The following is a 24,492-nucleotide window of genomic DNA, read 5'->3' as shown; positions in this document are numbered from 1 at the left end:
ATCAAATGAACACAAAAGATTTTTACTGGGTACGAGAACCAGAAAATTATCAGATTTCGGATAATGAAATCAGAATCACAACCCAAGCTCATACAGACTTGTGGCAGAAGACCTACTACCATTTTGTCAATGATAATGCTCCCCTGCTCTTGATGGACACGGAGGAAGAGTATTTTTCCTTTACGGTTAAGACGGATTTTTCCAATAGCCATACTCGTTTCGATCAGTGCGGTGTAGTAGTCTATCAGGATTCGGAAAACTGGATTAAGGGCTCGATTGAGTATGAAAATGAAGATTTTCAGCATTTGGGCAGCGTTGTGACCAATCAGGGCTTTTCAGACTGGGCAACCCAGGAAATTCCTGCTTCTGTCAAGTCAATTTATTACCGTTTGAGCCGACGGGGTAGTGATTTTTGCATTGAAAACTCCAAAGACGGTATTCATTTTGAGCAAATGCGGATTTGCCACCTGCATGAAGGCAATGGTAAAATCCATTTCGGTATCTACGCCTGTTCACCGGAAAACTCAACTTTTGAAGCTGTTTTTACAGAAATGAGTTTGACAGACTGCAAGTGGCTGGCCCACGACGGTCAACAACCAGACTAGAAGATTGGGCAGAAGCTCTGCCATTTCCCAAAAGTACGTTATAAAATCGTTGAAATCCCTGTCAATTGTGTTATAATGAAGAGTATGCAATAAAATTTTAAGGAGAATGACAGAATGTCTGTATCATTTGAAGCAAAAGAAACAAACCGCGGCGTTTTGACTTTCACAATCGGTCAAGATGCTATCAAACCAGAATTGGACCGCGTTTTCAACAAAGTTAAGAAAGATATCAATCTTCCAGGTTTCCGTAAAGGTCACTTGCCACGTGCCGTTTTCAACCAAAAATTTGGTGAAGAAGCACTTTATCAAGATGTTGTAAATGCATTGTTACCAACAGCTTATGAAGCAGCAGTTGCAGAAGCTGGTCTTGAAGTAGTTGCACAACCAAAAATCGACGTTGTGTCTATGGAAAAAGGTCAAGACTGGACAATCACTGCGGAAGTTGTGACAAAACCTGAAGTAAAATTGGGTGACTACAAAAACTTGGCAGTTTCAGTAGAAGCTACTAAAGAAGTAACAGATGAAGAAGTTGATGCAAAAATCGAAGCTGCACGCAACAACTTGGCTGAATTGGTTATCAAAGAAGGTCCAGCAGCTGAAGGCGACACAGTTGTTATCGACTTTGTAGGTTCAATCGACGGCGTTGAATTTGACGGCGGTAAAGGTGAGAACTTCTCACTTGGACTTGGTTCAGGTCAATTCATCCCAGGTTTCGAAGCGCAATTGGTAGGTCACGCAGCTGGTGAAGAAGTAAACGTTGAAGTAACTTTCCCAGAAGACTACCAAGCAGCTGACCTTGCTGGTAAACCAGCCCTCTTCGTGACAAAAATCCACGAAGTAAAAGCAAAAGAAGTTCCAGCTTTGGATGACGAATTAGCAAAAGACATCGACGAAGAAGTGGAAACACTTGATGAGTTGAAAGCTAAATACCGCAAAGAATTGGAAGCAGCAAAAGAAGTTGCCTTTGACGATGCAGTTGAATCAGCAGCTCTTGAATTGGCTGTAGAAAACGCTGAAATCGTTGAATTGCCAGAAGAAATGATTCACGAAGAAGTTCACCGTGCAATCAATGAATTCTTGGGTGGTATGCAACAACAAGGTATCTCACCAGATATGTACTTCCAAATCACTGGTACAACTCGTGAAGACCTTCATAAACAATACGAAGCAGATGCTGAAAAACGTACTAAGACAAACTTGGTTGTTGAAGCAGTAGCGAAAGCAGAAGGTTTCGAAGCAACTGAAGAAGAAATCAACAAAGAAATCGAAGACTTGGCAGCAACTTACAAGATGGAAGTGGCACAAGTTCGTAGCTTGCTTTCACCAGAAATGCTTAAACACGACATCGCTGTGAAGAAAGCTGTAGAAGTGATCACAAGCACTGCAACTGTAAAATAATGCAAATTGGAAACTCGACTTAGTCGGGTTTTTTTGTTTAATCATCTTTTAATGCGATACGATACTTTTTTTATAAAAAAATATATTTTTTTATAAAAAAGTGTTGTAATCGTTTTCTTTTTGTATTATAATTCAATTATAAGAAAATATAATATTTTATAAAACAAGGAGGATGGCTATGGAATCAAAGTGTTCTAAGCCGATTATTGGGATTTCAGCGAGTATTATCGTCGATTCAGGAGGGATGTTTCCTGGTTATCATAGAGCTTATGTAAATGAAGATTATGTAAACTCTGTGATATGCAACGGAGGGATTCCGCTCATTATTCCGATTAGTCAAGATGAGACGGTTATTGATGGCTATATTGGTAGTGTTGATGGATTAATTCTTTCAGGGGGGCACGATGTCAATCCTTTGAATTATGATGAAGAACCAGATCAGAAATTAGGGGATATTTTCCCATTGCGCGATTGGTTCGACAGTCAACTTTTACAAAAAGCTAAAGAAAAGCGAATTCCAATCTTAGGGATTTGTCGTGGATGTCAGATCATCAATGTGTCACACGGCGGTAGCCTTTGGCAAGATTTATCCTATGCAGAAGGTGTGACAATCAAGCATTGGCAAGCCCATCATCCAGACTTGGCAACTCACTCCATCGAGATCGAAGAAGATTCTGTACTTTATCACGTGCTGGGAGAGAAAAAAGTGATGGTGAACTCTTTCCATCATCAAGTGATTCGTAAGGTGGGAGATGGTTTCAGAGTTGTAGCGAGAGCAAGAGATGGTGTGATTGAAGCGATTGAAAGCACTGACTATCCTTTTATGATTGGTGTGCAGTGGCATCCTGAAATGTTACACCATTGCGATGCGGGTATGTGTCGTCTCTTTAAAGCCTTGGTGGAAGCAGCGCAAGGTATGTCAAGTGAAAAGATTTTATATGAAATGGCCGTTTGAGAGTAGGAGGAAAAGGTCATGAAAAAGAAATTAGGTTTTTATTCCATCGTATTGCTGACTATTAATTCCGTTATCGGGACGGGAATTTTCCTATCACCAGGTACGGTAGTTGCTTCTACGGGGCAACAAGCCTTGCTGGTCTATTTACTGGCAGCAGTATTTGCTTCAGTGCTTGCGATTACTTTTGCAGCAGCGGCCAAGTACGTTTCTAAAGGTGGCGCAGCCTATGCCTATGCCAAGGCAGCATTCGGAGATAATGTTGGTTTTTATGTAGGAATTACTCGCTATATTGCAGCAAGTATTGCCTGGGGTGTTATGGGGACTGCGGTAGTAAAAACTGTCCTTGGTATATTTGGGTTGGATAATACAAATATGACCTATATCACTCTCGGATTTATCTGTTTGATGGCGGTACTCTTACTTGTAAATATATTCGGTACAAGGATTTTTGAAGTCATCAATAACCTTTCTACTATCGGAAAAGTTGGTGCTTTGGTGACTACAATCGTTGTTGGCTTGGCTATTGTCTTATTTGGCAATGTTAACCAATTCGGTACGATTAGTTCCATTATGAACAGTGCAGGCGAACCTCTGGGTTCCAATCTAGACATGGGTGCTTACTGTATGGCGATTATTGCAGCTTTCTATGCCTTTACTGGTTTTGAAAGTGTAGCGAGTGGTTCTGAGGATATGGAAGCGCCAGAGAAAAACTTACCACGAGCTATCCCATTGGCAATTGCTATTGTGGCAGCTATTTATATTGGTATTGTTGGGGTTGCTATGATGATTAACCCAGAAGCGATTGTTTCTACTACTGAAGTTGTAGCCTTGGCAGAAGTATTTGACAATAATATTATTCGTAGTATGATTGTAATAGGTGCTTTAGTTTCTATGTTTGGTATCAATGTGGCAGCTTCCTTCCACACGCCTCGTATTTTGGAAGCGATGGCCTTGCAGGGACAAATTCCAAGTGCCTTTACAAAACGTACTGAAAATGGCTTCCCACTGACTTCATTCCTTATCACGATTGGGATTGCTATTTTATTACCGATGGCTTTTGGTTTCAATATGAGCAGCATCATTGTTCTTAGCTCAATCTCACGTTTTATTCAATTTATCATTGTACCATTGGCAGTTATCGTTTTCTATTTGGGCAAAGAACGGGGAGAAGCATTGCAAGATGTTAAGAAAAATCCAGTTGTTGATGTCTTCATTCCAAGTCTTGCACTAGCCTTTACATTATTATTGCTTTATAAATTTAGCTGGGCTCAACAATTTACTATCACCCTGGAAAATGGTGAGGTCGTAGCCAATGTATTTGCAATCACAGCCATGGTTATCGGCTATGTTATCTTGCCGATTGTGCTGATGATTTGGAAAAACAGTCAAACAAAAGTTGCTACAGCGACTAATTAAAAGGGGAATTAAAGAGGGGAATCGAATATGGTAGAACGTATTTCAAGTGAAAAAATTCCAGCTGCGGTAGGAAGTTATTCTGCGGCTAGTAAGGTAGGAAATTTGATTTTTACATCAGGACAACTACCAATTAATGTTGAAACAGGCAAAATTGATCAGCCAGAATCAATCGAATGGCAAGTTGCGCAGTCATTGCGGAATGTGCAAGCTATTTTAGAAGATAATGGCTCTTCCATGAAAAATATTATCAAGACAACAGTCTATTTAGACAATATAGAGGATTTTGCAAGTTTCAATGCTGTCTATCAAACTTTCTTTGATGGGGACTACCCTGCTAGAACGGCTTTTGAAGTAGGCTGCTTGCCTTTTGGAGCACTTGTAGAGATTGAAGCAATTGCGGAGGTATAGGGAATGAAAGATAATACAAGGTTGTTACATGGTTATCCAGTGTTAGATGAATATACAGGGGCGGCCTCGATTCCTATCTATCAAACCTCAACTTTTCATAATTCGGAATTGTATTGCGACCATCAAAAGTATTTATACACACGCTTTTCGAACCCCACAACAGATGCGTTAGAAAGTGGTTTGGCTTGCTTAGAACAAGCCACCTTTGCGATAGCATTTGCATCGGGTATGGCTGCAATATCAAATGTTTTGATGTTATTGGAAGCTGGGGACCATGTCATCTTTCCTATTGAGGTGTATGGTGGAACATGTCAATTTGCTACGAAGATCTTGCCACAATATGGCATTTCAACAAGTTTCGTAGATATGGCTGATTTGGATCAGGTTCGTAAGGTGATAACGGACCAGACGAAGATGCTCTATATAGAAACTCCTTCAAATCCTTTATTAAAGGTAGTAGATATTCGTGCCTTGGTTGAAGTGGCTACAGAAAATGGCTTGATTTCCGTTATTGACAATACCTTCATGACAGCCTTGTATCAGAGGCCGTTGGAACTAGGTGTGGACATTGTTGTTGAAAGTGTAACGAAATTTATCAATGGCCATAGCGATGTTGTTGCTGGACTGATTGCAACGAACAACGAAGAATATTATCATAAGCTGAAACTATTTCAAAAAAATTTCGGAGGAATTGTTGGTGTTGAGGATGCTTGGCTGATTTTGCGTGGTATGAAAACAATGGGGCTTCGGATGAAGCAATCTGTACACAATGCGCAGACAATTGCAGACTATTTAGTTTCTCATCCAAAAGTAAAAAAAGTTCATTATCCAGGTCTGGTCAATCATCCAAATCATTCTGTACAGATGCGACAGGCTGCAAATGGTGGTGCGGTACTTTCCTTTGAATTTTACTCAAAAGAGGATATGTTAGCCTTTACTAAGATGATTAAGATACCGATTTTAGCAGTTAGTCTAGGTGGTGTAGAGTCCATTTTATCGCATCCGGCAACCATGTCCCATGCTTGTCTGAGTGAAGAAGAAAGAGCTGAACAAGGGATTAGTGATAGTCTTCTACGCCTATCTTGCGGTATTGAAGATGTCGAAGATTTACTGGCAGATTTTGAACAAGCACTTGCTTAAGGTATAAAGGACCAGTATAGGGAGTTTCCCATCTGGTTCTTTTATTTTTAGATAAGAGGTTAGTATGAATTGGTTAAATGAAATAAAGAAGTATGAAGAGGAGTTGTTACAAGATATTTGTGACTTGGTGAGTATTAACTCTGTTCGAGACGATAGTCTAGCGAGCGAGGAGTGTCCGGTCGGACCAGGTCCTAAACGTGCCCTTTATGCGGTCGAAACGTTATTGAATGAGACAGGGCTGAAAACAGAGATAATTGATAATCTGGTTGTTCAAGCAGACTGGGGCGGTTCTGATGAAGTTATTGGGATTATGGGACATGTTGATGTTGTTGCCGTTGGGGAAGGGTGGTTGTCAGATCCCTTTGTACCGACTTTACGAGAAGGAAGATTGTACGGTCGAGGAGTATTGGACGACAAGGGGCCGTTGGTCTGTGCCATCTTTGCAATAAAAATACTGCAACGGTTAGGAATAAATCCAAAGAAGACCGTTCGTTTTATCATTGGAAGTGATGAAGAAAGCGAATGGAAATGTATGGAGGCTTATCAAAAATACCGTAGTTTTCCCAAGGTTGGTTGGGTTCCTGATGCCTATTTCCCTGTTATACATGGTGAAAAGGGGACTAGTATTTTGCAAATCACGACTGGTAGTGTGAATCGTCCTGATTTTTATCTGAAAGAATTTCATGCCGGTGTGCAGGTGAATATGGTTCCTGACAAGGCGGTTGCAGTACTTGAAGCAGAGGAGCCTGGAAAAATATCCCAAGCATTTTATCGTTTTATAAATGACTATTCTGGAATTGCTGGTGAAGTATGCAGACAGGAGAAGAATGTTACCCTGACATTATTTGGGCAATCCGCTCATGGTAGCAAACCATTTTTAGGGGAAAATGCAGCAACCCACCTGGCTCGTTTTTTGGATACTTATTCACGAGTTTCTACAAATCAACAAGATTTTCTATCATTATTGGCTGACTGCCACGAAGATTCATTTGGGGAAAGTTTCGGAATTGCTTATCAGGATCCAGAGATGGGTAAATTGACAGTCAATGTTGGTCTGGTATCTTACACCGAAGAAGCTGGAGGGCTGATTTCGTGTGATTGCCGTTATCCAAAAGGGATTGAATTCTCTAGGATTCAGACTTTGGTGGCATCAAAACTGGGAGAATGTTTCCAAGTGGCTGGATATGAGAAGTTGAGCCCACATTTTGTTTCTCCGTCATCTGAGCTGGTTCAATGTCTGCAAGAAGTTTATCGAGACCAAACAGGTGGACAAGAAGCTCCGCTGGTTATTGGAGGAGCTACCTATGCTCGTCTGATGGAAGAAGGAGTTGCATTCGGTGCGCTATTTCCAGATAGGGAAGATACCATGCATCAGGCGAATGAATACATGGAAGTGGAAGATTTACTGCGAATTGTGGTCATTTATTCGGAAACAATCTATAATTTGGCGTGTTCGTGTTAAAAATTTGCGATTTTCAGTCTGGTGTGATACAAGTAATGTATAAGGAGTCTGGATATGAGTATGAATTCAAAATTAAATCACTATATTCCCTTGGTTGATTTTTTGGCTCAAATTTTGGGGAAGAAGACCGAGGTTGTGCTACAAGACTTTTCGCAGGGGCTAGATCACTCGTTGATTTATATAAAAAATAATTTATCCGGCCGTGATATTGGTGCTCCGGCAACGGATTTTGTGTTGGATGTACTCCAGTCGAAGGTGTATAAGGAAAAGGATTATCTGGTAAATTATCGTACAAAAACTTTGGGTGGGAAGGAATTGTACTCCTCTAGTTTTTTTATAAAAGATGATACTGGTGAGTTGCTCGGCATGATTTGTGTCAATGCTGATAAATCGAAGATGCTAACCTTGAAGCGCTTGTTCGAGTCGGCCTTGGAAGATGTCAATGAAGAACTGGCTAATGAGCAAGTAGAACATGAAGAACCAAATATCGTTGAAAATTTCTATACAACTGCTGGTAGTATGATTGAGGCTGCGATTGAACAAGAAACACATGGGAAAGATGTTGAGCGATTCAAACTATCAAGAACAGAAAAAATAGCAGTTGTACGCTCCTTGTATCAAAAAGGTTTCTTTGATTTCAAAGATGCTATTCCACAGGTGGCTACAGCTTTCAAAATGTCAGAAGTAAGTATTTATAAATACATTCAAATTATAAAAAATGAAGCAAATGGCTTCGTTGATAATTAAAACGATGGTCATCTAGGATGATAGGCTATATTGAAACAACTTGTTTGTAAAACTCGATTTTGATCGGGTTTTTTTGTTTTGAGGAAGTGAGTGCTAGGAGAGGGAGGGATGTTGAAGCAGAGGTAACGTAACATAGACAAAATACACATCCCTGTAGTTTATATGTTTTTTTGAGTAGAAGGGTTGTCAAGAAATTAGCAAAAAACTATACTATAATCATAAGACAACTATACAATTGTATTTTTTATTATAGAAAATGGCAAAAGGAATGGAGTGACATGGCTTGATTAATGAAGTGTTGCGGAAGGAGAAGAAGTATCTACTTCCGTTAGAAATGTATTATTATTTGAGCGGAAAGTTAGAAAAAATACTAAAAGTGGATAGCTATGGAAAAGAAGATGGCTACTGCGTACGTTCCCTCTATTTTGATTCTTTAGAGGATGTTGATTGGCAGGAAAAAGAAGATGGTCTTGAAAATCGTCGGAAGATTCGTTTAAGGAATTATGGAAATGGTTCGAAAAATGCCAAATTAGAGCTGAAGCAGAAGCAGGGAGATAATCAGCGGAAACGTTCCCTTTTGATGACAAAAAGTGATGCGATGTCATTGGTTGAAGGGAACACATCAGTGTTATTGGCCTATCCAGATAAATTGGCGACGGAACTTTATTGCCGTATGAACCAGTACTGTTACAAACCTAAGACGATTATTGAATACCGTCGGAAAGCTTTTATTTCTCCTGAAAACGATATTCGAATCACGTTTGATTTTCAAGTACGCGGGACAGAAGCATCCTACGACATCTTTAATAACCATCTGCTGCAATACAGTTTGTTGGATCCTCATCTGGTTATTTTAGAAGTAAAGTACAATGGATTTCTATTGTCGCATATCAAAGATTTGTTGGCAGAGGTGGATGGCAGTGAATTGAGTGCTAGTAAATATTGTATGGGAAGAATGATCAGTAAACATTATAGATTTTAAGAGGGAAGATAGATGAAAGATTTATTACGAAATATTTTAGAACAACATGGAACATTGACAATCCAAGATATGATTATGCATATTGTGGTGGCAGCTATTTTAGGAGGAGTTATCTACGTTTCTTATGCCTATACGCATGCTGGAACGACCTATAGTAAAAAGTTTAACATATCGCTCATGACACTGACGGTACTGACTGCGACTGTTATGACCGTTATTGGGAATAACGTGGCACTGTCCTTGGGTATGGTTGGTGCGCTTTCGGTGGTTCGTTTTAGGACAGCAGTGAAGGATTCTCGTGATACAACCTATATTTTTTGGACGATTGTAGTTGGAATCTGTTGTGGTGTCGGAGATTATATAGTGGCAATGATTGGAAGTAGTGTGATTTTCTTGCTGCTTCTCATCTGGGGAAGGGTTAAAAATGAAAATCGGATGTTATTAATTGTACGAGCTAATCGAGAGTTAGAAGTTCCTTTGGAAGGACTCTTCTTCCAGTATTTTAACGGACATGTTGTTCAACGTGTAAAAAATACAAAAGCAGATATGTTGGAACTGATTTTTGAGGTCAATCGGCGTGTTTATGACAAATACTATTCAGCAGATAATAGCTTAGTTGAACAAGTCTATCAGTTGGGTGAGGTAGACTATTTTAATGTCGTGACGCAAAGTGATGATATCAATGGATAATTATCTATGAAACAAAAAATACTGTATTACTTAGTTTTTATCGGGTTGCTGCTTGGTGTTTTTAGTCTACAGATGCTTGACCTAAAACAGCATAAAGAACGATTTTACCATCATAAAGTTTCTATATCTGCCCAACCAGTGAGTCCGGTTGAGCACTTGGCCAGCCACCTACCGATTATTGAAATTGACACTCTGGACGGGAAGGTAATTCCTCTAGAAAGAGGAGAAAATGAAGGAGGCACAAGACAACAATCTGTACGAGGAACTGTTCGGCTGTACGATAGATTAGATGAAGTAAACCGTGTCGGGGATGGGGCGCGTGTTGAAACGTTGGCGGAAATAGCTTATCGTGGCAATTCCTCTCGGCATTTTGATAAGAAATCAATTAAACTACGTTTTGTCGATAAAAAAGGAGAGGATGTAGAACACACGGTTGCGGGAATGCCAAAGGAATCCGAGTGGGTCTTGCATGGTCCATTTCTGGATAGGAGTCTGCTGAGAAATTATATATCCTATAACCTAGCTGGCGAATTGATGGAGTATGCTCCCAATGTCCGTTATAGTGAAGTGATGATTAACGGAGAGTACCAAGGTTTGTATTTAATTGTTGAGAGTATAGAGCAGGGAGTACATAGAATTCCTGTTGAAAAAAGCGACAAACGCTCCTTGAAAACATCATATATTGCTGTTTGGGACCGACCGCATAAGGCAAAAAATCCAGTCGATAACTATGTTGGCTATACCTATCAAGCAGATCAGTCATCGCTAGATATTCGCTACCCAAATGTCCGAAAAATAACAGAAGCTCAAAAAGACTTTATCCAGCAGGATATTAGTAAGATTGAGAGAATCCTATACTCCTACGATTTAAAACAGTACGGGCACTACGTAGACAAGAATGCTTTTGCGACTTATTTTGTTATCAATGAATTTTTCCGCAATACGGATGCAGGAATATTCTCCACCTATCTCTACAAGGATTTGCGAGACAAGATGAAGATTGCTGTATGGGATTTTAACAACGCATTTGATAACCACAGCGATGTAGAGTACGATCGAGCAGGTTTCTCGATGTTGGAGGTTCCGTGGTTTAGCATGATGATCAAGGATAAGGAGTTTATCGATTTAGTGGTTCATAAGTACCATCAACTACGCAAAAATCTGCTCAGTACCAAACGTCTTCACGATCATATTGACAAGACAGTTCAATTTTTAGGTCCAGCCATTCAAAGAAATAATGATAAATGGGGCTATGTCTTTCAGTTGCAAAAAATGGATGAACATAACTATCTACAGCCCTATGAACGCAATCAAGCAAGTTATGAAGAAGCTGTGCATGTTGTAAAATCCTTTATTGAAGATCGTGGGAAATGGTTGGATGAGCATATTGAAACCTTGTATCAATATTGTGCTCCATCCAAAAATACAAATACGCTAGTCGATTATTAGGAGGGACTATGAAAAAGTATTTGATAGTTGTCAGTATACTGGTTTGCATATTGACGGTCGGTTATTATTTGTATTATTTTGATGGAAGTTTGTATATCCCTAAGGTGTACTCGGAAGAGACTATTAATTATACTTTCCAGGTTCGCAATCAGGAATTGGTACGGAAAACAAGGGGTGGAGAGCATCCCTTTATTGTCAAAGGGGTAACAATAGATAGTGGCATAGCTGGCTACCATCAAAATGATTTTGCTATTGGAGAGAAACGTTACCTGTCATGGATGAAGAGTATCTCAGACATGGGAGCCAATACCATTCGTGTAAAAACGATTATGGATGTTGATTTTTATGTTGCCTTGGATAAGCACAATCGTCAGTCAGATAAGCCGCTTTATCTTTTACAAGGGGTTCGAGTGGATGATGTTCGAGATAATACAGCTATTGATGCCTACCATCCCCAATATCGAGGACGACTATTGGAGGATGTAAAAGATGCCGTTGATGTCATCCATGGTCGAAGAAAAGTCTGGAATACCGACTTGGGGAGTCATTACTACCGGAAAGATGTTTCCAAATGGGTGCTTGGTTTTATCGTTGGTGACCAATGGAATGGTTCGACAGTAGCTTATACCAATCATCAAGTGAAGCAGACTTCTTATAAGGGAGAGTATATCAGTACAGGTCAGACTGCCACGACTTTTGAGGCGATGTTAGCTGAAGTGCTGGATGAAATGATTGTTTATGAGACTAAAAAATATGGCTGGCAACACCTGGTCAGTTTTGCCAGTTCGACCTTAACAGACCCGTTTATCTATCGAAAACCCTTCGCAGCGCAAGCTTCAAAATATGCTCAATTAAACGTTGAAAATCTATTGGTAAGCAATCGCCTAAGAACAGGCGTATTTGCTTCCTATCAATTATTGGACTATCACCCTAAAGCACTTGATTACCTTGGGGAAAATCCAAGTCTTTCGATAGAAGATGTTACAAAAATAAAAAAAGAAAACTACCCAGAAAATTATGTCGGTCTCCTAACGCATTATCATCAAGTTCCTGTCTTGATTTCTGGCTATGGTTATTCGACTTCTAGAGCCATTACAGCTCTGAATCAGGGAGGTATAGAAGGTCCCCTAACAGAAACACAGCAGGGAGAAATGTTGATTAGGGATTTTCGTGCATTTTTAAAGACGGGCGCTGTAGGCGGAATCATTGAGTCCTGGCAAGATGATTGGGGTGCTCGTACTTGGAATACAGCATTTACAACAGACCGGCATAGCCGTTTCCAATGGGGAGATGCTCAATCAAATAATCAAGGCTTCGGCTTGATGGCGTTTGAAAATCGAGTAAAGAATCACAGTCTTGATGGCTCGCTTGAGGAGTGGAAAAAGCAAGCTATTACTGAAAATAACGGGAATAAATTACTTGTTGATGGGGATGAAAGTTATTTATATTTAGCTATTCAAAAGACTGCCGTAAAGACCGATGGTGCAAATCGGTGGCTGATTCCTATTGATATTACACCGAAGACCGGCAGTATGGAATGGAAGGCTGAAGGAGTGAACTTTTTAGGGGGTGCAGATTTTCTCCTAGCTATAGATGGGGAAAGCAACAGCCGTTTGTTGGTCCAGGAGAGATATGATGCAGTTCGAGCTAACTATCTCAAACAAACAAGCGGAAGTGACCCATTTGTTGACATTCCTAAAAAAGATTCACCGCACTTTACAACGGCATCGCTTGTATTGAAACACAATCGGATTTTTGAAGACTTGGAAAAAGCCGAACGAGAAGATAAATGGAATCCGCTTTATGAAACGGGACGGCTACGTTCTGGAAACAGTCAGAGGGGAGCAAAAGAGTTTGATTCGCAGGCGGATATTTACTTTGGAGAGAAAGTTATAGAAATTCGGATTCCGTGGCAATTGTTGAATTTTTCAAACCCCTCACAAGGAAGGATACACGATGACTATTATCAACATTATGGTGTTTCGGAGATAGCGATTGATTCTATCCGGCTTGGTTTAGGTGAGTGGAAAAAAGGGGAGTATATTCGGATGGAAAACTATCGCTTGGAAAAATGGAATAGACCTACCGTAGAAGGAGTTCTAAAAACTTCATACACCATGCTAAAAGACTATTGGAAAGAGGAAGAGAAATGATACATAATGTGTTGTACTTTTATATTATTATTTGCATTGCTATTTTAATCTTTAATATGGCTTATATTATCAAACGTAGACTTTTTTATAAGAAACCACGAATGGTCGAGCGCAAGCGCTGATTAGAAGGGGGCAGGGATGACTTGGTTAAGCATTTTTTTAACGATTTCACGCTTCTTGTTTTTGACTTACTTAGTGTTGTACGCAAGCTTCTTGTTGCTTTCTGTAGTGACAGGAGGTATTCATCTCCATGAGCGCTATAGAAAGCGACGGAGGAAGCTAGAGGAGCGCGAGGGCAATTATCCACCAATATCTATATTGGTCCCAGCTTACAACGAGGAAGTTACCATTATTTCCACCATAGAATCCTTATTGAAATTGGACTATCCTGTCTATGAAATCATTGTATTAGATGACGGTTCTAAAGATCAAACAGCACAGCTGGTTCGCGAGTATTTTCAGATGAAGGACAGTCAACGAAAAATTGACTACAAGCTTTCTTGTCGTCCTTATCACAGAATCTCAGAACAAGAGTTTGGTTCTGTTTGTCTGACATTGATTGAAAAAGAAAATGGAGGCAAGGGGGATGTTCTTAACCTCGGTATCAACGCAGCCAAGCACGAATATTTTTTGTGTATCGACGCAGATTCGATGTTACAAAGAAACTCTCTGAAAAACCTCGTCCGTCCCATGCAGAAATGGGAGAATGTCATATCTGTTGGTGGAGTCGTCCAAGTTTCACAAGGGGTACGAATAACTGACGGAGAGGTCAGCCATTACCAGTTGCCGTGGTCGGTGCTCCCGTGTTTACAAGCTATCGAATATGACTGTTCTTTTTTAGGGAGTAGAATTTTATTGGACTATTTGCAATCCAATCTCATCATATCAGGTGCCTTTGGGTTATTTTACAAGGAGTATGTCATAGCAGTTGGGGGTTATGATAGGCAGACACTGGGAGAAGATATGGAGCTAGTCATGAAATTGCACTATTTCTGTAGAAATAACAATATTCCTTATCGAATCTGCTATGAAACCAGCGCCATTTGTTGGAGTCAAGCACCGAGCTCTATCGGTGATTTATGCAAACAACGCCGTCGCTGGTTCTTGGGGCTCTATCAATGTCTAAAAAAATACCGAAAAATGTTATCACGAGTTCGTTTTGGGGCGGTGGGGTATTTTTCCTATGCTTACTATATGCTATTTGAATTTTTAGCTCCGTTTATAGAGACTTTCGGTTGTTTCGTGATTCTACTTTCATTGATCTATCATCAACTAAACATCTCATTTTTCATATCGCTCTTTTTCCTCTATAGTGCTTTTTGCTCACTAATCACCTTTGCATCATTTTTGCAACGCGTCTACTCGCAAGATTTATTTATTGGGCCTATGGATTTGTGCAAAGCCTTCCTAGCAACCTTGTTCAGATACTTTTTCTTGCATTGGGTATTGAATATTGTCCGTCTGACAAGTTTTATTGGATATAAAAAGAGAAAGCGTGAATGGGGAGAGATCAAACGAGTGAAACAATTTGTTTAAGTAAAGGTAAGACTGGCTTATAAAAAGAAAGTCTTATTTTTTTAAAAAAATGCTTGACTGGTTAACATTCTTGTGATATAGTTAACTGGTTAACAAAGGAGGTAGTTATGTTAAAGAAAGTGATAAGGGGCTGTTTTGTTGCCTTATTCGGTTTTGTTTTAGCAGCTTGCTCGGCTCAGAAGGAAGCGAGTCAAGTGCAGCCAGGAATGAAAATAGTCACCTCATTTTACCCAATTTATTCACTGGTTAAGGAAGTGTCTGGGAGCAAAAATGATGTTCGAATGATTGGCTCAAGACAGGGCATACACTCTTATGAACCATCAGCTGCGGACATAAAGGCCATATACGATGCAGATGTTTTTATCTATCATTCGCGAATTTTGGAATCCTGGGCAGGACGTTTGGAACCTAATTTGCAAGGTTCATCTGTCAAGGTTTTGGAGGCTTCGACTAATTTACCGCTGACAAAGGTTCCAGGCTTAGAAGACATGGAAGCTGGTCAAGGGATTGATGAAGCTAGTTTATATGACCCCCACACATGGCTGGATCCAGTTTTGGTTGGTCAGGAAGCTGTTGCGATCGGTGAACTTTTAGCAGAAAGTGATCCTAAGAATGCGGATTATTATCGTCAAAATGCCGCAACCTTGGAGGAAAAGGCGCAAAAGTTGGCAGACAAGTATAGCCCAATCTTTTCAAAAGCCACATCAAAAACATTTGTCACTCAACACACAGCCTTCTCTTACACTGCGCAACGCTTCGGGTTGAAGCAGTTGGGAATCGCAGGAGTTTCAGAGGAGGAACCAAGCCCTAGACAGTTGGCAGAAATTAAAGAATTTGTTGACACCTACAATGTGCAAACAATTTTTACAGAAAAAGGTGCCTCGGATAAGCTTGCCAAGGCATTGGCGAGTTCGACAGGTGTGGACTTAAAAGTGTTGGATCCTCTTGAAGCAGATCCAGAAAATAATTTAACCTATCTAGAAAATCTAGAGCAAGTCTTAGAAACATTAGCTCAAGAGTTAAAATAAAAGGCCGAATTCTATCGACCGAAAGGAGAAAAAATGAAGAAAAAAGCAGTTGTTGGCTCCGTAGCCGCCCTTGTTTTAGGGATGAGTCTCTGTAGCTATCAGCTTGGACGTTTCCAAGCGATGGAAGAACAAAAAAATCGTGTGTCCTATATTGAAGATAGTCAAAGTGTACAAACTACCGTTGCTGAACAATTAACGCCTGATCAAGTTTCTGCCAAGGAAAATATTGACGCTGAGCAGATAGTCGTTAAAATTACTGATCAAGGCTATGTGACATCACACGGCGACCATTTCCACTACTATAATGGTAAAGTCCCTTTTGATGCGATTTTTAGTGAAGAGTTGGTCATGAAGGACCCAAACTATGTTTTACAAGACAGTCACATCATCAATGAAGTCCAGGATGGCTACGTCATAAAAGTCGACGGGAAATACTATCTCTATCTAAAAGACCCTAGCAAACGTAAAAATGTTCGTAGCAAAGAAGAAGTGGAGCGGCAAAAAGGAATCTCTTCTGCTGACAGTAAAAATCAGGCAGCAGGAAATAGTAAAGACGGCCGCTACAGAACAGACGATGGCTATGTCTTTAATCCGACAGATGTTATTGAAGATACGGGAGATGGTTTTATCGTTCCGCACGGCGACCATTTCCACTTTATTCCTAAAAAAGATTTATCAGCTGCCGAATTGAAGGCTGCACAAGATTACTGGAATCAAAAAGGAAGTGCGAGCTCGGCTAGTGGTAGTCAATATGGCGATAGAAACAATAGAGCACAACAGACAACAATTAGTGCGGGACAAGGTCAGGATTTGGCTAGTTTATTGGCTCAATTGGATGCAACGCCGCTATCTCAACGCCATGTAGAAGCAGATGGATTGGTATTTGACCCAAGAACGATTACGAAGAAAACCGCAGCAGGTGTCATCGTTCCACACGGCGACCATTACCACTTTATCCCATACAGCCAGATGTCTCCTCTAGAAGAGAAGATTTCTCGAATGATTGGTGTAAATGGAGCAGGTGTTTCTTCTGGTGCACAAGCAAGTCACTCCCAACACACACCGACACAACCAAATCGTCCAGTAACACCAATCGGCACGGTTACAACGCAACCGGTATCTCCTACACAACCAGTATTACCAACACAACCGAAGCAGTCAACAGGGAAAGTGGTTTCCTATATGGGACGTCAAATTCCTGCTTATGGAAAAGGGTTAGATGGTAAGGCATATTTTACAAGTGATGGATACATCTTTAGCAAATCCTCTATTACCTCAGTTGATGATCAAGGGTTGATAGCTAGTCATGGAGATCATTTCCATTATGTTGGTTTTGGCGAACTCGAAGATTTTGAAATCAAGCAAGTAGAGGAATGGGTTAATGAGAAGGCAGGCAAACAAGTGCCACCGAAAACATCTGAACAAGTAGGAAACGATGCTAAACCCACAACACCAAGTCAAGGGAACGATTCAAAACCTGTAAAACCAATTCAAGAAGAAAACCGCCCTGCATTTGAATACAAACAAGTAACGGCTAAACGTAAGTTGGCTGGAAAAGTTGTTTATGAAATGGAAGTAGGTGGAAAAACGTATACGTATGGTCGTGACGAACTAGATTTGATGAAAATCTCTTTTGCTGAGTTGACCTTGGCAGAAAAAGATAAGCAGTATATCTTTGATATTGCACCGCTTGCAGAAGGAGATCTTACGCCAGCCATGTTGGTCGGTATGGATCAGATTCCGATGAAGGGAGCGAATGCGACCTATGATACTGGACAATCCTTTATTATTCCACACATTGATCACATCCACGTCCTACCTTACACATGGTTGAGTAAGGAACAAATTGCAACGATCCGCTATATCATGCAACATCCTGAAATTCGTCCATCTGCTTGGACTACAAGTGGACATGGTGATGGAGAAGCAACGGATCTTGTTCCCCCAATTCTAAATGCAACACCTAAAGCAAACCGCTTAGGCTTGAAAAATTGGCAAATCATTCACACCGCAGAAGAAGTCATGGATGCACGTGCAAAAGGGAAATTTGCAACAAATGATGGCTATATCTTCTCGGCGGAAGACGTACTAGATCCAGCAAGTTTTGTCTTTAGTCAAGCGTTCAGTCTACCAAGAGCGACAGGTGGTTCTCTGCGTTCAATTTCCAAGAAAGATTTATCTAAAGAAGAATTGGAAGCTGTACAAACTCTTCTTGATAAACGAGACGCTGAAGAATTGGCGAAAAATGTCACACCGATTGAGAAACGTGCAGGTTTGAAAAATTGGCAAATTGTTCACTCGGCAGAAGAATTGGCAGAAGCTAAGGCAGCAGGAAAATATACAACGAAAGATGGCTATATTTTTGACCCAGCAGACCTATTAGATTCAAAAGTGAAAATAGGTACGGATAACTATCGCATCCCACGTGTGATTACAGATGGTTACCGTCGGATTAACAAGAGTGATTTGAATTACTTAAGCGAGCTGATCCCAGCAGAGGCTATGGTGGCTCAACGTGAGAAATCTAATTCAACACCTGCACCAACTGAAACAGGAACAAGTGCAGGCGAGACAACAACGCCAGAACAGCCACAAGTTGCCAAAGAAACAGCAGAGGAAATTTACAACCGAGTTGAAGCGAAGAAAGTCGTTCCTTTCGAAGTACTGACCTACAATGCTGGCTATGCGACCGAAGTACGCAACGGGACTCTAGTGATTCCGCATCAAGATCACTATCACTATGTATCCTTTAAATGGTTTGACCAAGGCAGTGCAAGAAGTCCTGAAGGGTATAGTCTAGAAGATTTCCTAGCAACGGTTAAATACTACATGACTAATCCACAAGAACGCCCTGTATCAGACGATGGCTGGGGAGTATTTACACCAAGTACACCATCTGAATCAACAGAAGAAACAGAGACGGAAGAAAGTGATGAAGAAATTATTTCTGAAGAAACTGAGGAAATTGACGAGTTTACAGAAGAATTAAAACGAAGAGCAGAAGAGTTTGGCATGGATTTCAAAACCTTTGAACAAAGTCTGGTCACGCTCTCAGACCGTTACAAAGTTTCTTTTGAAGCTTTCGAATATGATGCAACAAGCAAAGTTGTTCGACTTGTAGATAAGGATGGGGTCAAACGGACCATTTCCCTTCCAAGTTTAGAAGAACAAGTATAGTAAACAAAATACCTGTAGCGCTGAGCTCTGCAGGTATTTTTTTACAGAAAAACGATAAAGATTATCTTTGACTATTTGCCTTTTTTAGCGTAAAATAGAAAGGAAAGACAAAAAAGGAGAACAGCCTTGGAACTTAACGTATTTGCAGGACAAGAAAAAAGCGAACTTTCCATGATTGAAGTAGCCCGTGCTATTTTGGAAGAACGTGGACGTGACAACGAAATGTATTTCAACGACTTGGTCAATGAAATTCAAAACTACCTTGAAAAATCAAACAGCGAGATTCGCGCAGCCCTCCCAACCTTCTATTCTGATTTGAATGTGGATGGAAGCTTCATTCCACTTGGCGAAAACAAATGGGGCTTACGTTCTTGGTACGCAATCGATGAGATTGACGAAGAAGTGATCACTCTTGAAGAAGATGACGAAGATGCACCAAAACGCAAGAAGAAACGTGTCAATGCCTTCATGGACGGTGATGAGGATGCAATTGACTACGGACATGACGATCCAGAAGATGAGGACAACTATCCGGGTAGTGCATCATCAGAATACGATGATGAAAATCCAGATGACGAAAAAGATGAAGTTGAGTCCTATGATTCAGAAATCAACGAAATTATCCCAGATGACGAATTGGATGAAGAGGATGTTGATTTAGGTGAAGATGACGACGAGTATTCAGATGAAGAGGTCGTCGACGAATAAGAATTATATCCCCATTGATTCTTAAAAATAATTTGACAAGACTACCAAATTACGATAAGATATTATCGGGCACCTCTTTTGAGGTCGGAGCTCCCTAGCGATAGGGAGCTATTTTTGTTTTTTCTTCAAGTTAACAGGAAGTATCCCCACAAATCGCTTCCTATTAGCCTGAATCGTAGAAAAGGAGTTTGCATGACAAAGTATATTTTTGTAACAGGTGGTGTTGTTTCCTCTATCGGCAAAGGGATTGTAGCAGCCAGTCTAGGTCGTTTATTGAAGAACCGAGGTCTCAAGGTAACAATCCAAAAATTTGATCCATACATCAACATTGACCCGGGAACAATGAGTCCGTATCAACACGGTGAAGTTTTTGTGACGGATGACGGTGCAGAAACCGACTTGGACCTTGGGCACTATGAGCGTTTCATCGATATTAACCTGAACAAATATTCAAATGTTACAACAGGTAAAATTTATAGCGAAGTCCTCCGTAAAGAGCGTAAAGGGGAATATTTAGGGGCGACAGTTCAAGTTATTCCGCACATTACAGATGCTTTGAAAGACAAAATCAAGCGTGCAGCTCGTACTACAGATGCAGATGTCATCATCACGGAAGTGGGTGGTACAGTAGGTGATATTGAAAGCTTGCCATTCCTTGAAGCGCTTCGTCAGATGAAGGCAGATGTCGGTTCAGACAATGTTATGTATATCCATACAACACTCTTGCCTTATCTCAAAGCAGCAGGCGAAATGAAAACCAAGCCAACACAACATTCTGTAAAAGAGTTGCGTGGTCTAGGTATTCAGCCAAACATGTTGGTAATTCGGACAGAGCAGCCTGCTGGACAAGGAATTAAAAATAAACTGGCACAATTCTGTGATGTCGCTCCAGAAGCAGTTATTGAGTCCTTGGATGTCGAACATCTTTACCAAATCCCATTAAATATGCAAGCGCAGAACATGGATCAAATTGTTTGCGATCACTTGAAACTCGACGTACCTCCAGCAGATATGACAGAGTGGACAGCAATGGTAGATAAGGTTCTTAATCTCCAGAAAAAAGTAAAAATCGCTTTAGTTGGTAAGTATGTAGAATTACAAGATGCCTATATTTCTGTAGTTGAAGCTCTAAAACACTCAGGATATGCAAATGATGCTGCTATCGAATTGGATTGGGTCAATGCAAATGATTTGACAGCAGAAAACGTAGCTGAACGTCTAGGACAAGCACAAGGAATTATCGTTCCTGGTGGCTTTGGACAACGTGGTACCGAAGGGAAAATACAAGCCATTCGTTATGCTCGTGAGAATGACGTGCCAATGCTAGGGGTCTGCTTGGGAATGCAGCTGACCTGTGTAGAATTTGCTCGTCACGTTCTCGGTTTAGATGGTGCTAACAGCTTTGAATTAGACCCAGAAACCAAATATCCAATTATTGACATCATGCGTGATCAAATTGGAGTAGAAGATTTAGGAGGAACTCTCCGTTTAGGTCTTTATCCAAGCAAGCTCAAACGTGGCTCCAAGGCTGCAGCTGCTTATGATAATCAAGAAGTTGTACAACGTCGCCATCGTCATCGTTATGAGTTTAACAATGAATTCCGTGAACAATTTGAAAAAGCAGGTTTTGTTTTCTCAGGCGTGTCACCAGACAACCGTTTGGTAGAAATTGTTGAAATTCCAGAAAATAAATTCTTCGTTGCCTGCCAATATCATCCAGAACTACAATCTCGTCCTAATCGCCCTGAAGGTTTGTATACAGCCTTTGTTTCAGCAGCTATAGAGAATGAAAAATAAGTATAACCACTATAGAAGAAGATTGGATTATTCAATCTTCTTTTATATTTTTTTATATAACGAAACGAAAAAGATGTCAGTATTTATAGAAGAAAATGCGAAATATCACCCCCATATGGCATCATTGTCTAGGCGGTTTTAAGCAATATCATTATATAGTAGAGTGTTGCAAAAGAATCAGCTAAATCAATACGTTTTGGCAGACGTTTTGGCAAAAAAAGTAAAAATAAAAAAATAAAATTCAAAAAAAGTGTTGACAAGGATAGTTCCTAATGATATACTAGTTCCTGTGTTAAGCGGGGATGGCGGAATTGGCAGACGCGCAGGACTAAGGATCCTGTGACCGCTTTAGGTCGTGTGGGTTCAAGTCCCACTCTCCGCATAGTGGACTAGCTAAGGCTAGTCCTTTTGCTTTGTCCAGATAAGTGCAGAGCACGATATATGCTAGTTCATAAATTACAAGAATGATACGAAACAGGCATTATTATGGCTTTCATGAAAAGATATGTGAAAGTTTTCTCAAAACTAGACGGTTTCAACTAGCATTTTCAAAATAAAAATGATAGAATAGAAGAGTATGAGGTGCAACCTCAAAAAATATTAGGAGGCTATCGAAATGCCATTAGTTTCAGCAGAAAAATTTGTCCAAGCAGCGCGTGACAACGGTTATGCAGTTGGTGGATTTAACACAAACAACCTTGAGTGGACTCAAGCTATCTTGCGTGCAGCAGAAGCAAAACAAGCTCCAGTTCTTATCCAAACTTCTATGGGTGCGGCTAAGTACATGGGTGGTTACAAAGTAGCTCGTAACTTGATTGCAAACTTGATTGAATCAATGAACATTACAGTTCCAGTTGCTATTCACCTTGACCACGGTCACTACGAAGATGCACTTGAGTGTATCGAAGTTGGTTACACTTCTATCATGTTTGACGGTTCACACCTTCCAGTAGAAGAAAACCTTGCAAAAGCAAAAGAAGTTGTAGAATTGGCGCACGCTAAAGGTATCTCAGTTGAAGCTGAAGTTGGTACTATCGGTGGTGAAGAAGATGGTATCGTAGGTACTGGTGAATTGGCTCCAATTGAAGACGCAGTAGCAATGGTTGCAACTGGTATTGACTTCTTGGCAGCAGGTATCGGTAACATCCACGGTCCATACCCAGCAAACTGGGAAGGTCTTGACCTTGACCACTTGCGTAAATTGACTGAAGCTGTACCAGGTTTCCCAATCGTATTGCACGGTGGTTCAGGTATTCCAGATGCACAAATCCAAGAAGCAATCAAATTGGGTGTTGCTAAAGTTAACGTAAACACTGAGTGCCAAATCGCATTTGCAAACGCAACTCGTAAGTTTGCAGCAGCTTATGAAGCAAATGAAGCAGAATACGATAAGAAAAAACTCTTTGACCCACGTAAATTCTTGGCAGACGGCGTGAAAGCTATCCAAGCATCTGTTGAAGAGCGTATCGACGTATTCGGTTCAGCGAACAAAGCTTAATGTAACTGCGAAGAAATCTCAGATTTCAAGCAAACAAAGCATAAGTTTCTTAGATTAAGCAAAAAAGGATTTTCTTTCGAGAATCCTTTTTATTATGTAGTTGATTGAGTTTGATCTAGTTCTTCGCTATGAAGAAATCTACGATAGAAGTGAGCAGAGAACAATTAAAATATAAACCGCTCCAAAGTTTTCATGACTGTAATAGCTTAGAGAACGAAGAATTATGGATGGTGCGCAAACTGTAGTATTAAAATATTTACCTATGAGTATAGATATTTTAAAAAAAGAAAGTGAAAATAATTCTTGCCAAGTCCAATCTTTTCTGTTAGAATAGTATAGTATGTGGTGCTAGCACATCCGATATATTTGATCAAATGAGGAGGAAGATACAATGGCTAAAGTATGTTATTTCACTGGTCGTAAGACTGTATCAGGTAACAACCGTTCACACGCTATGAACCAAACTAAACGCGCAGTTAAACCAAACCTTCAAAAAGTAACTGTTTTGATTGATGGTAAACCTAAAAAAGTTTGGGCTTCAGCACGTGCACTAAAATCAGGCAAAGTTGAACGCGTATAATAACAAAGTCGTTAGAAAAATCTAGCGACTTTTGTTTTTTGAAAAAATAGTCTAGATATAAAGTCGATGAGGAGCAAATTCGGTCACTACATAATAAACAGGAAAGAATATCAACTATATAGCTCTTCACATTGTTGTTGAAAGGTTAACAAAGAAGGAACGTGTCAAAAATGAACTGTGTATTGATGTGGGAGATTTTTCCAAGATCGAACATTTAAACTTGGATTGACATTAGGAGTTGTACGAGAGAGCATATCCGTACGGGCTCTACAAGAAGAGAATCACGAACTGGAAGAATAGAGAGTGTTTAAAAAATCCAAAAAAAATCTCCAAAAACCGGTTGACAATGTGTATAAGTCGTGATAGAATAATTGAGTTGTCTCTTGAGGGACTAGTCAGTAGCGGAATGAAAAAAAGTTTCGAAAAAGTGTTGACAAGTTCAGTAGAAGATGATAGAATAATTGAGTTGTCTCTTGAAGAACTAGTCAACAGCGGAACGAAAAAAAGTTTCAAAAAAGTGTTGACAAAGTTTCTAAGAAATGATAAACTTAGATAGTTGTCGCGAGAGCGCGACAACGAACAAGACCTTTGAAAATTAAAGAAGACGAACCAAACGTGCAGGGTGATTTATCTAAGGATAAATCGTCAATGACAAAACAAAACAATAAAACGGAAAGCTAGTGATAGCTTGAGTTTGAATCAAAACTTTTTATGAGAGTTTGATCCTGGCTCAGGACGAACGCTGGCGGCGTGCCTAATACAT

19 protein-coding genes and 1 tRNA gene are annotated in these 24,492 nt (G+C 40.2%); all 20 read left to right on the top strand.

Going from position 1 to position 24,492, the window contains the following annotated elements:
* Positions 1-5 precede the first annotated feature (5 nt).
* The 20 genes from ODU41_RS07400 (at position 6) to rpmB (ending at position 23,729) form a co-directional block, all read left to right on the top strand.
* Complete coding sequence (locus ODU41_RS07400) at positions 6-605, top strand: DUF1349 domain-containing protein (protein WP_024414400.1); 600 nt, start codon at positions 6-8, stop codon at positions 603-605.
* 114 nt (positions 606-719) lie between these two features.
* Positions 720-2,003 carry a trigger factor gene (tig, locus tag ODU41_RS07395; protein WP_024414401.1) on the top strand — a complete coding sequence of 428 codons (1,284 nt, stop codon included), beginning with the start codon at positions 720-722 and terminating at the stop codon, positions 2,001-2,003.
* Positions 2,004-2,181: 178 nt separating this feature from the next.
* Positions 2,182-2,958, top strand: coding sequence for a gamma-glutamyl-gamma-aminobutyrate hydrolase family protein (locus ODU41_RS07390; RefSeq protein ID WP_398578844.1), 777 nt, complete (start codon positions 2,182-2,184; stop codon positions 2,956-2,958).
* A gap of 18 nt (positions 2,959-2,976) precedes the next feature.
* Complete coding sequence (locus ODU41_RS07385) at positions 2,977-4,374, top strand: APC family permease (RefSeq protein WP_044680001.1); 1,398 nt, start codon at positions 2,977-2,979, stop codon at positions 4,372-4,374.
* 27 nt (positions 4,375-4,401) lie between these two features.
* The gene (locus ODU41_RS07380; protein ID WP_398578843.1) at positions 4,402-4,782 is read left to right on the top strand and encodes a Rid family detoxifying hydrolase; all 381 of its coding nucleotides are present in this window, start codon (positions 4,402-4,404) and stop codon (positions 4,780-4,782) included.
* 3 nt (positions 4,783-4,785) lie between these two features.
* A complete protein-coding gene (locus ODU41_RS07375; protein WP_141599742.1) occupies positions 4,786-5,922 on the top strand; it encodes a PLP-dependent aspartate aminotransferase family protein in 1,137 nt (378 codons plus the stop codon).
* A 64-nt stretch (positions 5,923-5,986) separates the two neighbouring features.
* Positions 5,987-7,384, top strand: coding sequence for a dipeptidase PepV (pepV, locus tag ODU41_RS07370; protein ID WP_398578842.1), 1,398 nt, complete (start codon positions 5,987-5,989; stop codon positions 7,382-7,384).
* Positions 7,385-7,444: 60 nt separating this feature from the next.
* A complete protein-coding gene (locus ODU41_RS07365; protein WP_024406471.1) occupies positions 7,445-8,131 on the top strand; it encodes a transcriptional regulator in 687 nt (228 codons plus the stop codon).
* A gap of 286 nt (positions 8,132-8,417) precedes the next feature.
* Positions 8,418-9,113, top strand: a complete 696-nt coding sequence (locus ODU41_RS07360) for a VTC domain-containing protein (protein ID WP_172078615.1) — start codon at positions 8,418-8,420, stop codon at positions 9,111-9,113.
* Between the two features lie 12 nt (positions 9,114-9,125).
* On the top strand, positions 9,126-9,803 hold the full coding sequence (locus tag ODU41_RS07355; protein ID WP_024384678.1) for a DUF4956 domain-containing protein: 678 nt from the start codon (positions 9,126-9,128) through the stop codon (positions 9,801-9,803).
* Between the two features lie 6 nt (positions 9,804-9,809).
* Positions 9,810-11,252: a CotH kinase family protein gene (locus ODU41_RS07350; RefSeq protein WP_044760998.1), complete on the top strand. Its 1,443-nt coding sequence runs from the start codon at positions 9,810-9,812 to the stop codon at positions 11,250-11,252.
* 8 nt (positions 11,253-11,260) lie between these two features.
* The gene (locus ODU41_RS07345) at positions 11,261-13,405 is read left to right on the top strand and encodes a hypothetical protein (RefSeq protein WP_398578841.1); all 2,145 of its coding nucleotides are present in this window, start codon (positions 11,261-11,263) and stop codon (positions 13,403-13,405) included.
* Between the two features lie 138 nt (positions 13,406-13,543).
* Positions 13,544-14,941, top strand: a complete 1,398-nt coding sequence (locus ODU41_RS07340) for a glycosyltransferase family 2 protein (protein WP_232051778.1) — start codon at positions 13,544-13,546, stop codon at positions 14,939-14,941.
* A 107-nt stretch (positions 14,942-15,048) separates the two neighbouring features.
* The gene (locus tag ODU41_RS07335) at positions 15,049-15,969 is read left to right on the top strand and encodes a metal ABC transporter solute-binding protein, Zn/Mn family (protein WP_014637473.1); all 921 of its coding nucleotides are present in this window, start codon (positions 15,049-15,051) and stop codon (positions 15,967-15,969) included.
* A 33-nt stretch (positions 15,970-16,002) separates the two neighbouring features.
* Positions 16,003-19,146 carry a pneumococcal-type histidine triad protein gene (locus ODU41_RS07330; protein WP_222759785.1) on the top strand — a complete coding sequence of 1,048 codons (3,144 nt, stop codon included), beginning with the start codon at positions 16,003-16,005 and terminating at the stop codon, positions 19,144-19,146.
* A 126-nt stretch (positions 19,147-19,272) separates the two neighbouring features.
* On the top strand, positions 19,273-19,854 hold the full coding sequence (gene rpoE, locus ODU41_RS07325) for a DNA-directed RNA polymerase subunit delta (RefSeq protein ID WP_014637475.1): 582 nt from the start codon (positions 19,273-19,275) through the stop codon (positions 19,852-19,854).
* A gap of 192 nt (positions 19,855-20,046) precedes the next feature.
* Positions 20,047-21,651, top strand: a complete 1,605-nt coding sequence (locus ODU41_RS07320) for a CTP synthase (RefSeq protein ID WP_074391426.1) — start codon at positions 20,047-20,049, stop codon at positions 21,649-21,651.
* A 296-nt stretch (positions 21,652-21,947) separates the two neighbouring features.
* Positions 21,948-22,033, top strand: a tRNA-Leu gene (locus tag ODU41_RS07315).
* 234 nt (positions 22,034-22,267) lie between these two features.
* On the top strand, positions 22,268-23,149 hold the full coding sequence (locus ODU41_RS07310) for a class II fructose-bisphosphate aldolase (RefSeq protein WP_004195761.1): 882 nt from the start codon (positions 22,268-22,270) through the stop codon (positions 23,147-23,149).
* Between the two features lie 391 nt (positions 23,150-23,540).
* Positions 23,541-23,729 carry a 50S ribosomal protein L28 gene (gene rpmB / locus ODU41_RS07305; protein WP_001140948.1) on the top strand — a complete coding sequence of 63 codons (189 nt, stop codon included), beginning with the start codon at positions 23,541-23,543 and terminating at the stop codon, positions 23,727-23,729.
* Positions 23,730-24,492: the final 763 nt, after the last annotated feature.

The organism is Streptococcus sp. 2022WUSS083, from assembly GCF_044427155.1.
GTDB lineage: Bacteria > Bacillota > Bacilli > Lactobacillales > Streptococcaceae > Streptococcus > Streptococcus hashimotonensis.
This window is presented reverse-complemented; position numbering and strand designations above follow the sequence as displayed.

What these genes read in the sequence shown, in the direction of transcription:
- ODU41_RS07400 (WP_024414400.1), top strand. Translation starts at nt 6, where the DNA reads ATGAACACAAAAGATTTTTACTGGGTACGAGAACCAGAAAATTATCAG.
- tig (WP_024414401.1), top strand. Translation starts at nt 720, where the DNA reads ATGTCTGTATCATTTGAAGCAAAAGAAACAAACCGCGGCGTTTTGACT.
- ODU41_RS07390 (WP_398578844.1), top strand. Translation starts at nt 2,182, where the DNA reads ATGGAATCAAAGTGTTCTAAGCCGATTATTGGGATTTCAGCGAGTATT.
- ODU41_RS07385 (WP_044680001.1), top strand. Translation starts at nt 2,977, where the DNA reads ATGAAAAAGAAATTAGGTTTTTATTCCATCGTATTGCTGACTATTAAT.
- ODU41_RS07380 (WP_398578843.1), top strand. Translation starts at nt 4,402, where the DNA reads ATGGTAGAACGTATTTCAAGTGAAAAAATTCCAGCTGCGGTAGGAAGT.
- ODU41_RS07375 (WP_141599742.1), top strand. Translation starts at nt 4,786, where the DNA reads ATGAAAGATAATACAAGGTTGTTACATGGTTATCCAGTGTTAGATGAA.
- pepV (WP_398578842.1), top strand. Translation starts at nt 5,987, where the DNA reads ATGAATTGGTTAAATGAAATAAAGAAGTATGAAGAGGAGTTGTTACAA.
- ODU41_RS07365 (WP_024406471.1), top strand. Translation starts at nt 7,445, where the DNA reads ATGAATTCAAAATTAAATCACTATATTCCCTTGGTTGATTTTTTGGCT.
- ODU41_RS07355 (WP_024384678.1), top strand. Translation starts at nt 9,126, where the DNA reads ATGAAAGATTTATTACGAAATATTTTAGAACAACATGGAACATTGACA.
- ODU41_RS07350 (WP_044760998.1), top strand. Translation starts at nt 9,810, where the DNA reads ATGAAACAAAAAATACTGTATTACTTAGTTTTTATCGGGTTGCTGCTT.
- ODU41_RS07345 (WP_398578841.1), top strand. Translation starts at nt 11,261, where the DNA reads ATGAAAAAGTATTTGATAGTTGTCAGTATACTGGTTTGCATATTGACG.
- ODU41_RS07340 (WP_232051778.1), top strand. Translation starts at nt 13,544, where the DNA reads ATGACTTGGTTAAGCATTTTTTTAACGATTTCACGCTTCTTGTTTTTG.
- ODU41_RS07335 (WP_014637473.1), top strand. Translation starts at nt 15,049, where the DNA reads ATGTTAAAGAAAGTGATAAGGGGCTGTTTTGTTGCCTTATTCGGTTTT.
- ODU41_RS07330 (WP_222759785.1), top strand. Translation starts at nt 16,003, where the DNA reads ATGAAGAAAAAAGCAGTTGTTGGCTCCGTAGCCGCCCTTGTTTTAGGG.
- ODU41_RS07320 (WP_074391426.1), top strand. Translation starts at nt 20,047, where the DNA reads ATGACAAAGTATATTTTTGTAACAGGTGGTGTTGTTTCCTCTATCGGC.
- ODU41_RS07310 (WP_004195761.1), top strand. Translation starts at nt 22,268, where the DNA reads ATGCCATTAGTTTCAGCAGAAAAATTTGTCCAAGCAGCGCGTGACAAC.
- rpmB (WP_001140948.1), top strand. Translation starts at nt 23,541, where the DNA reads ATGGCTAAAGTATGTTATTTCACTGGTCGTAAGACTGTATCAGGTAAC.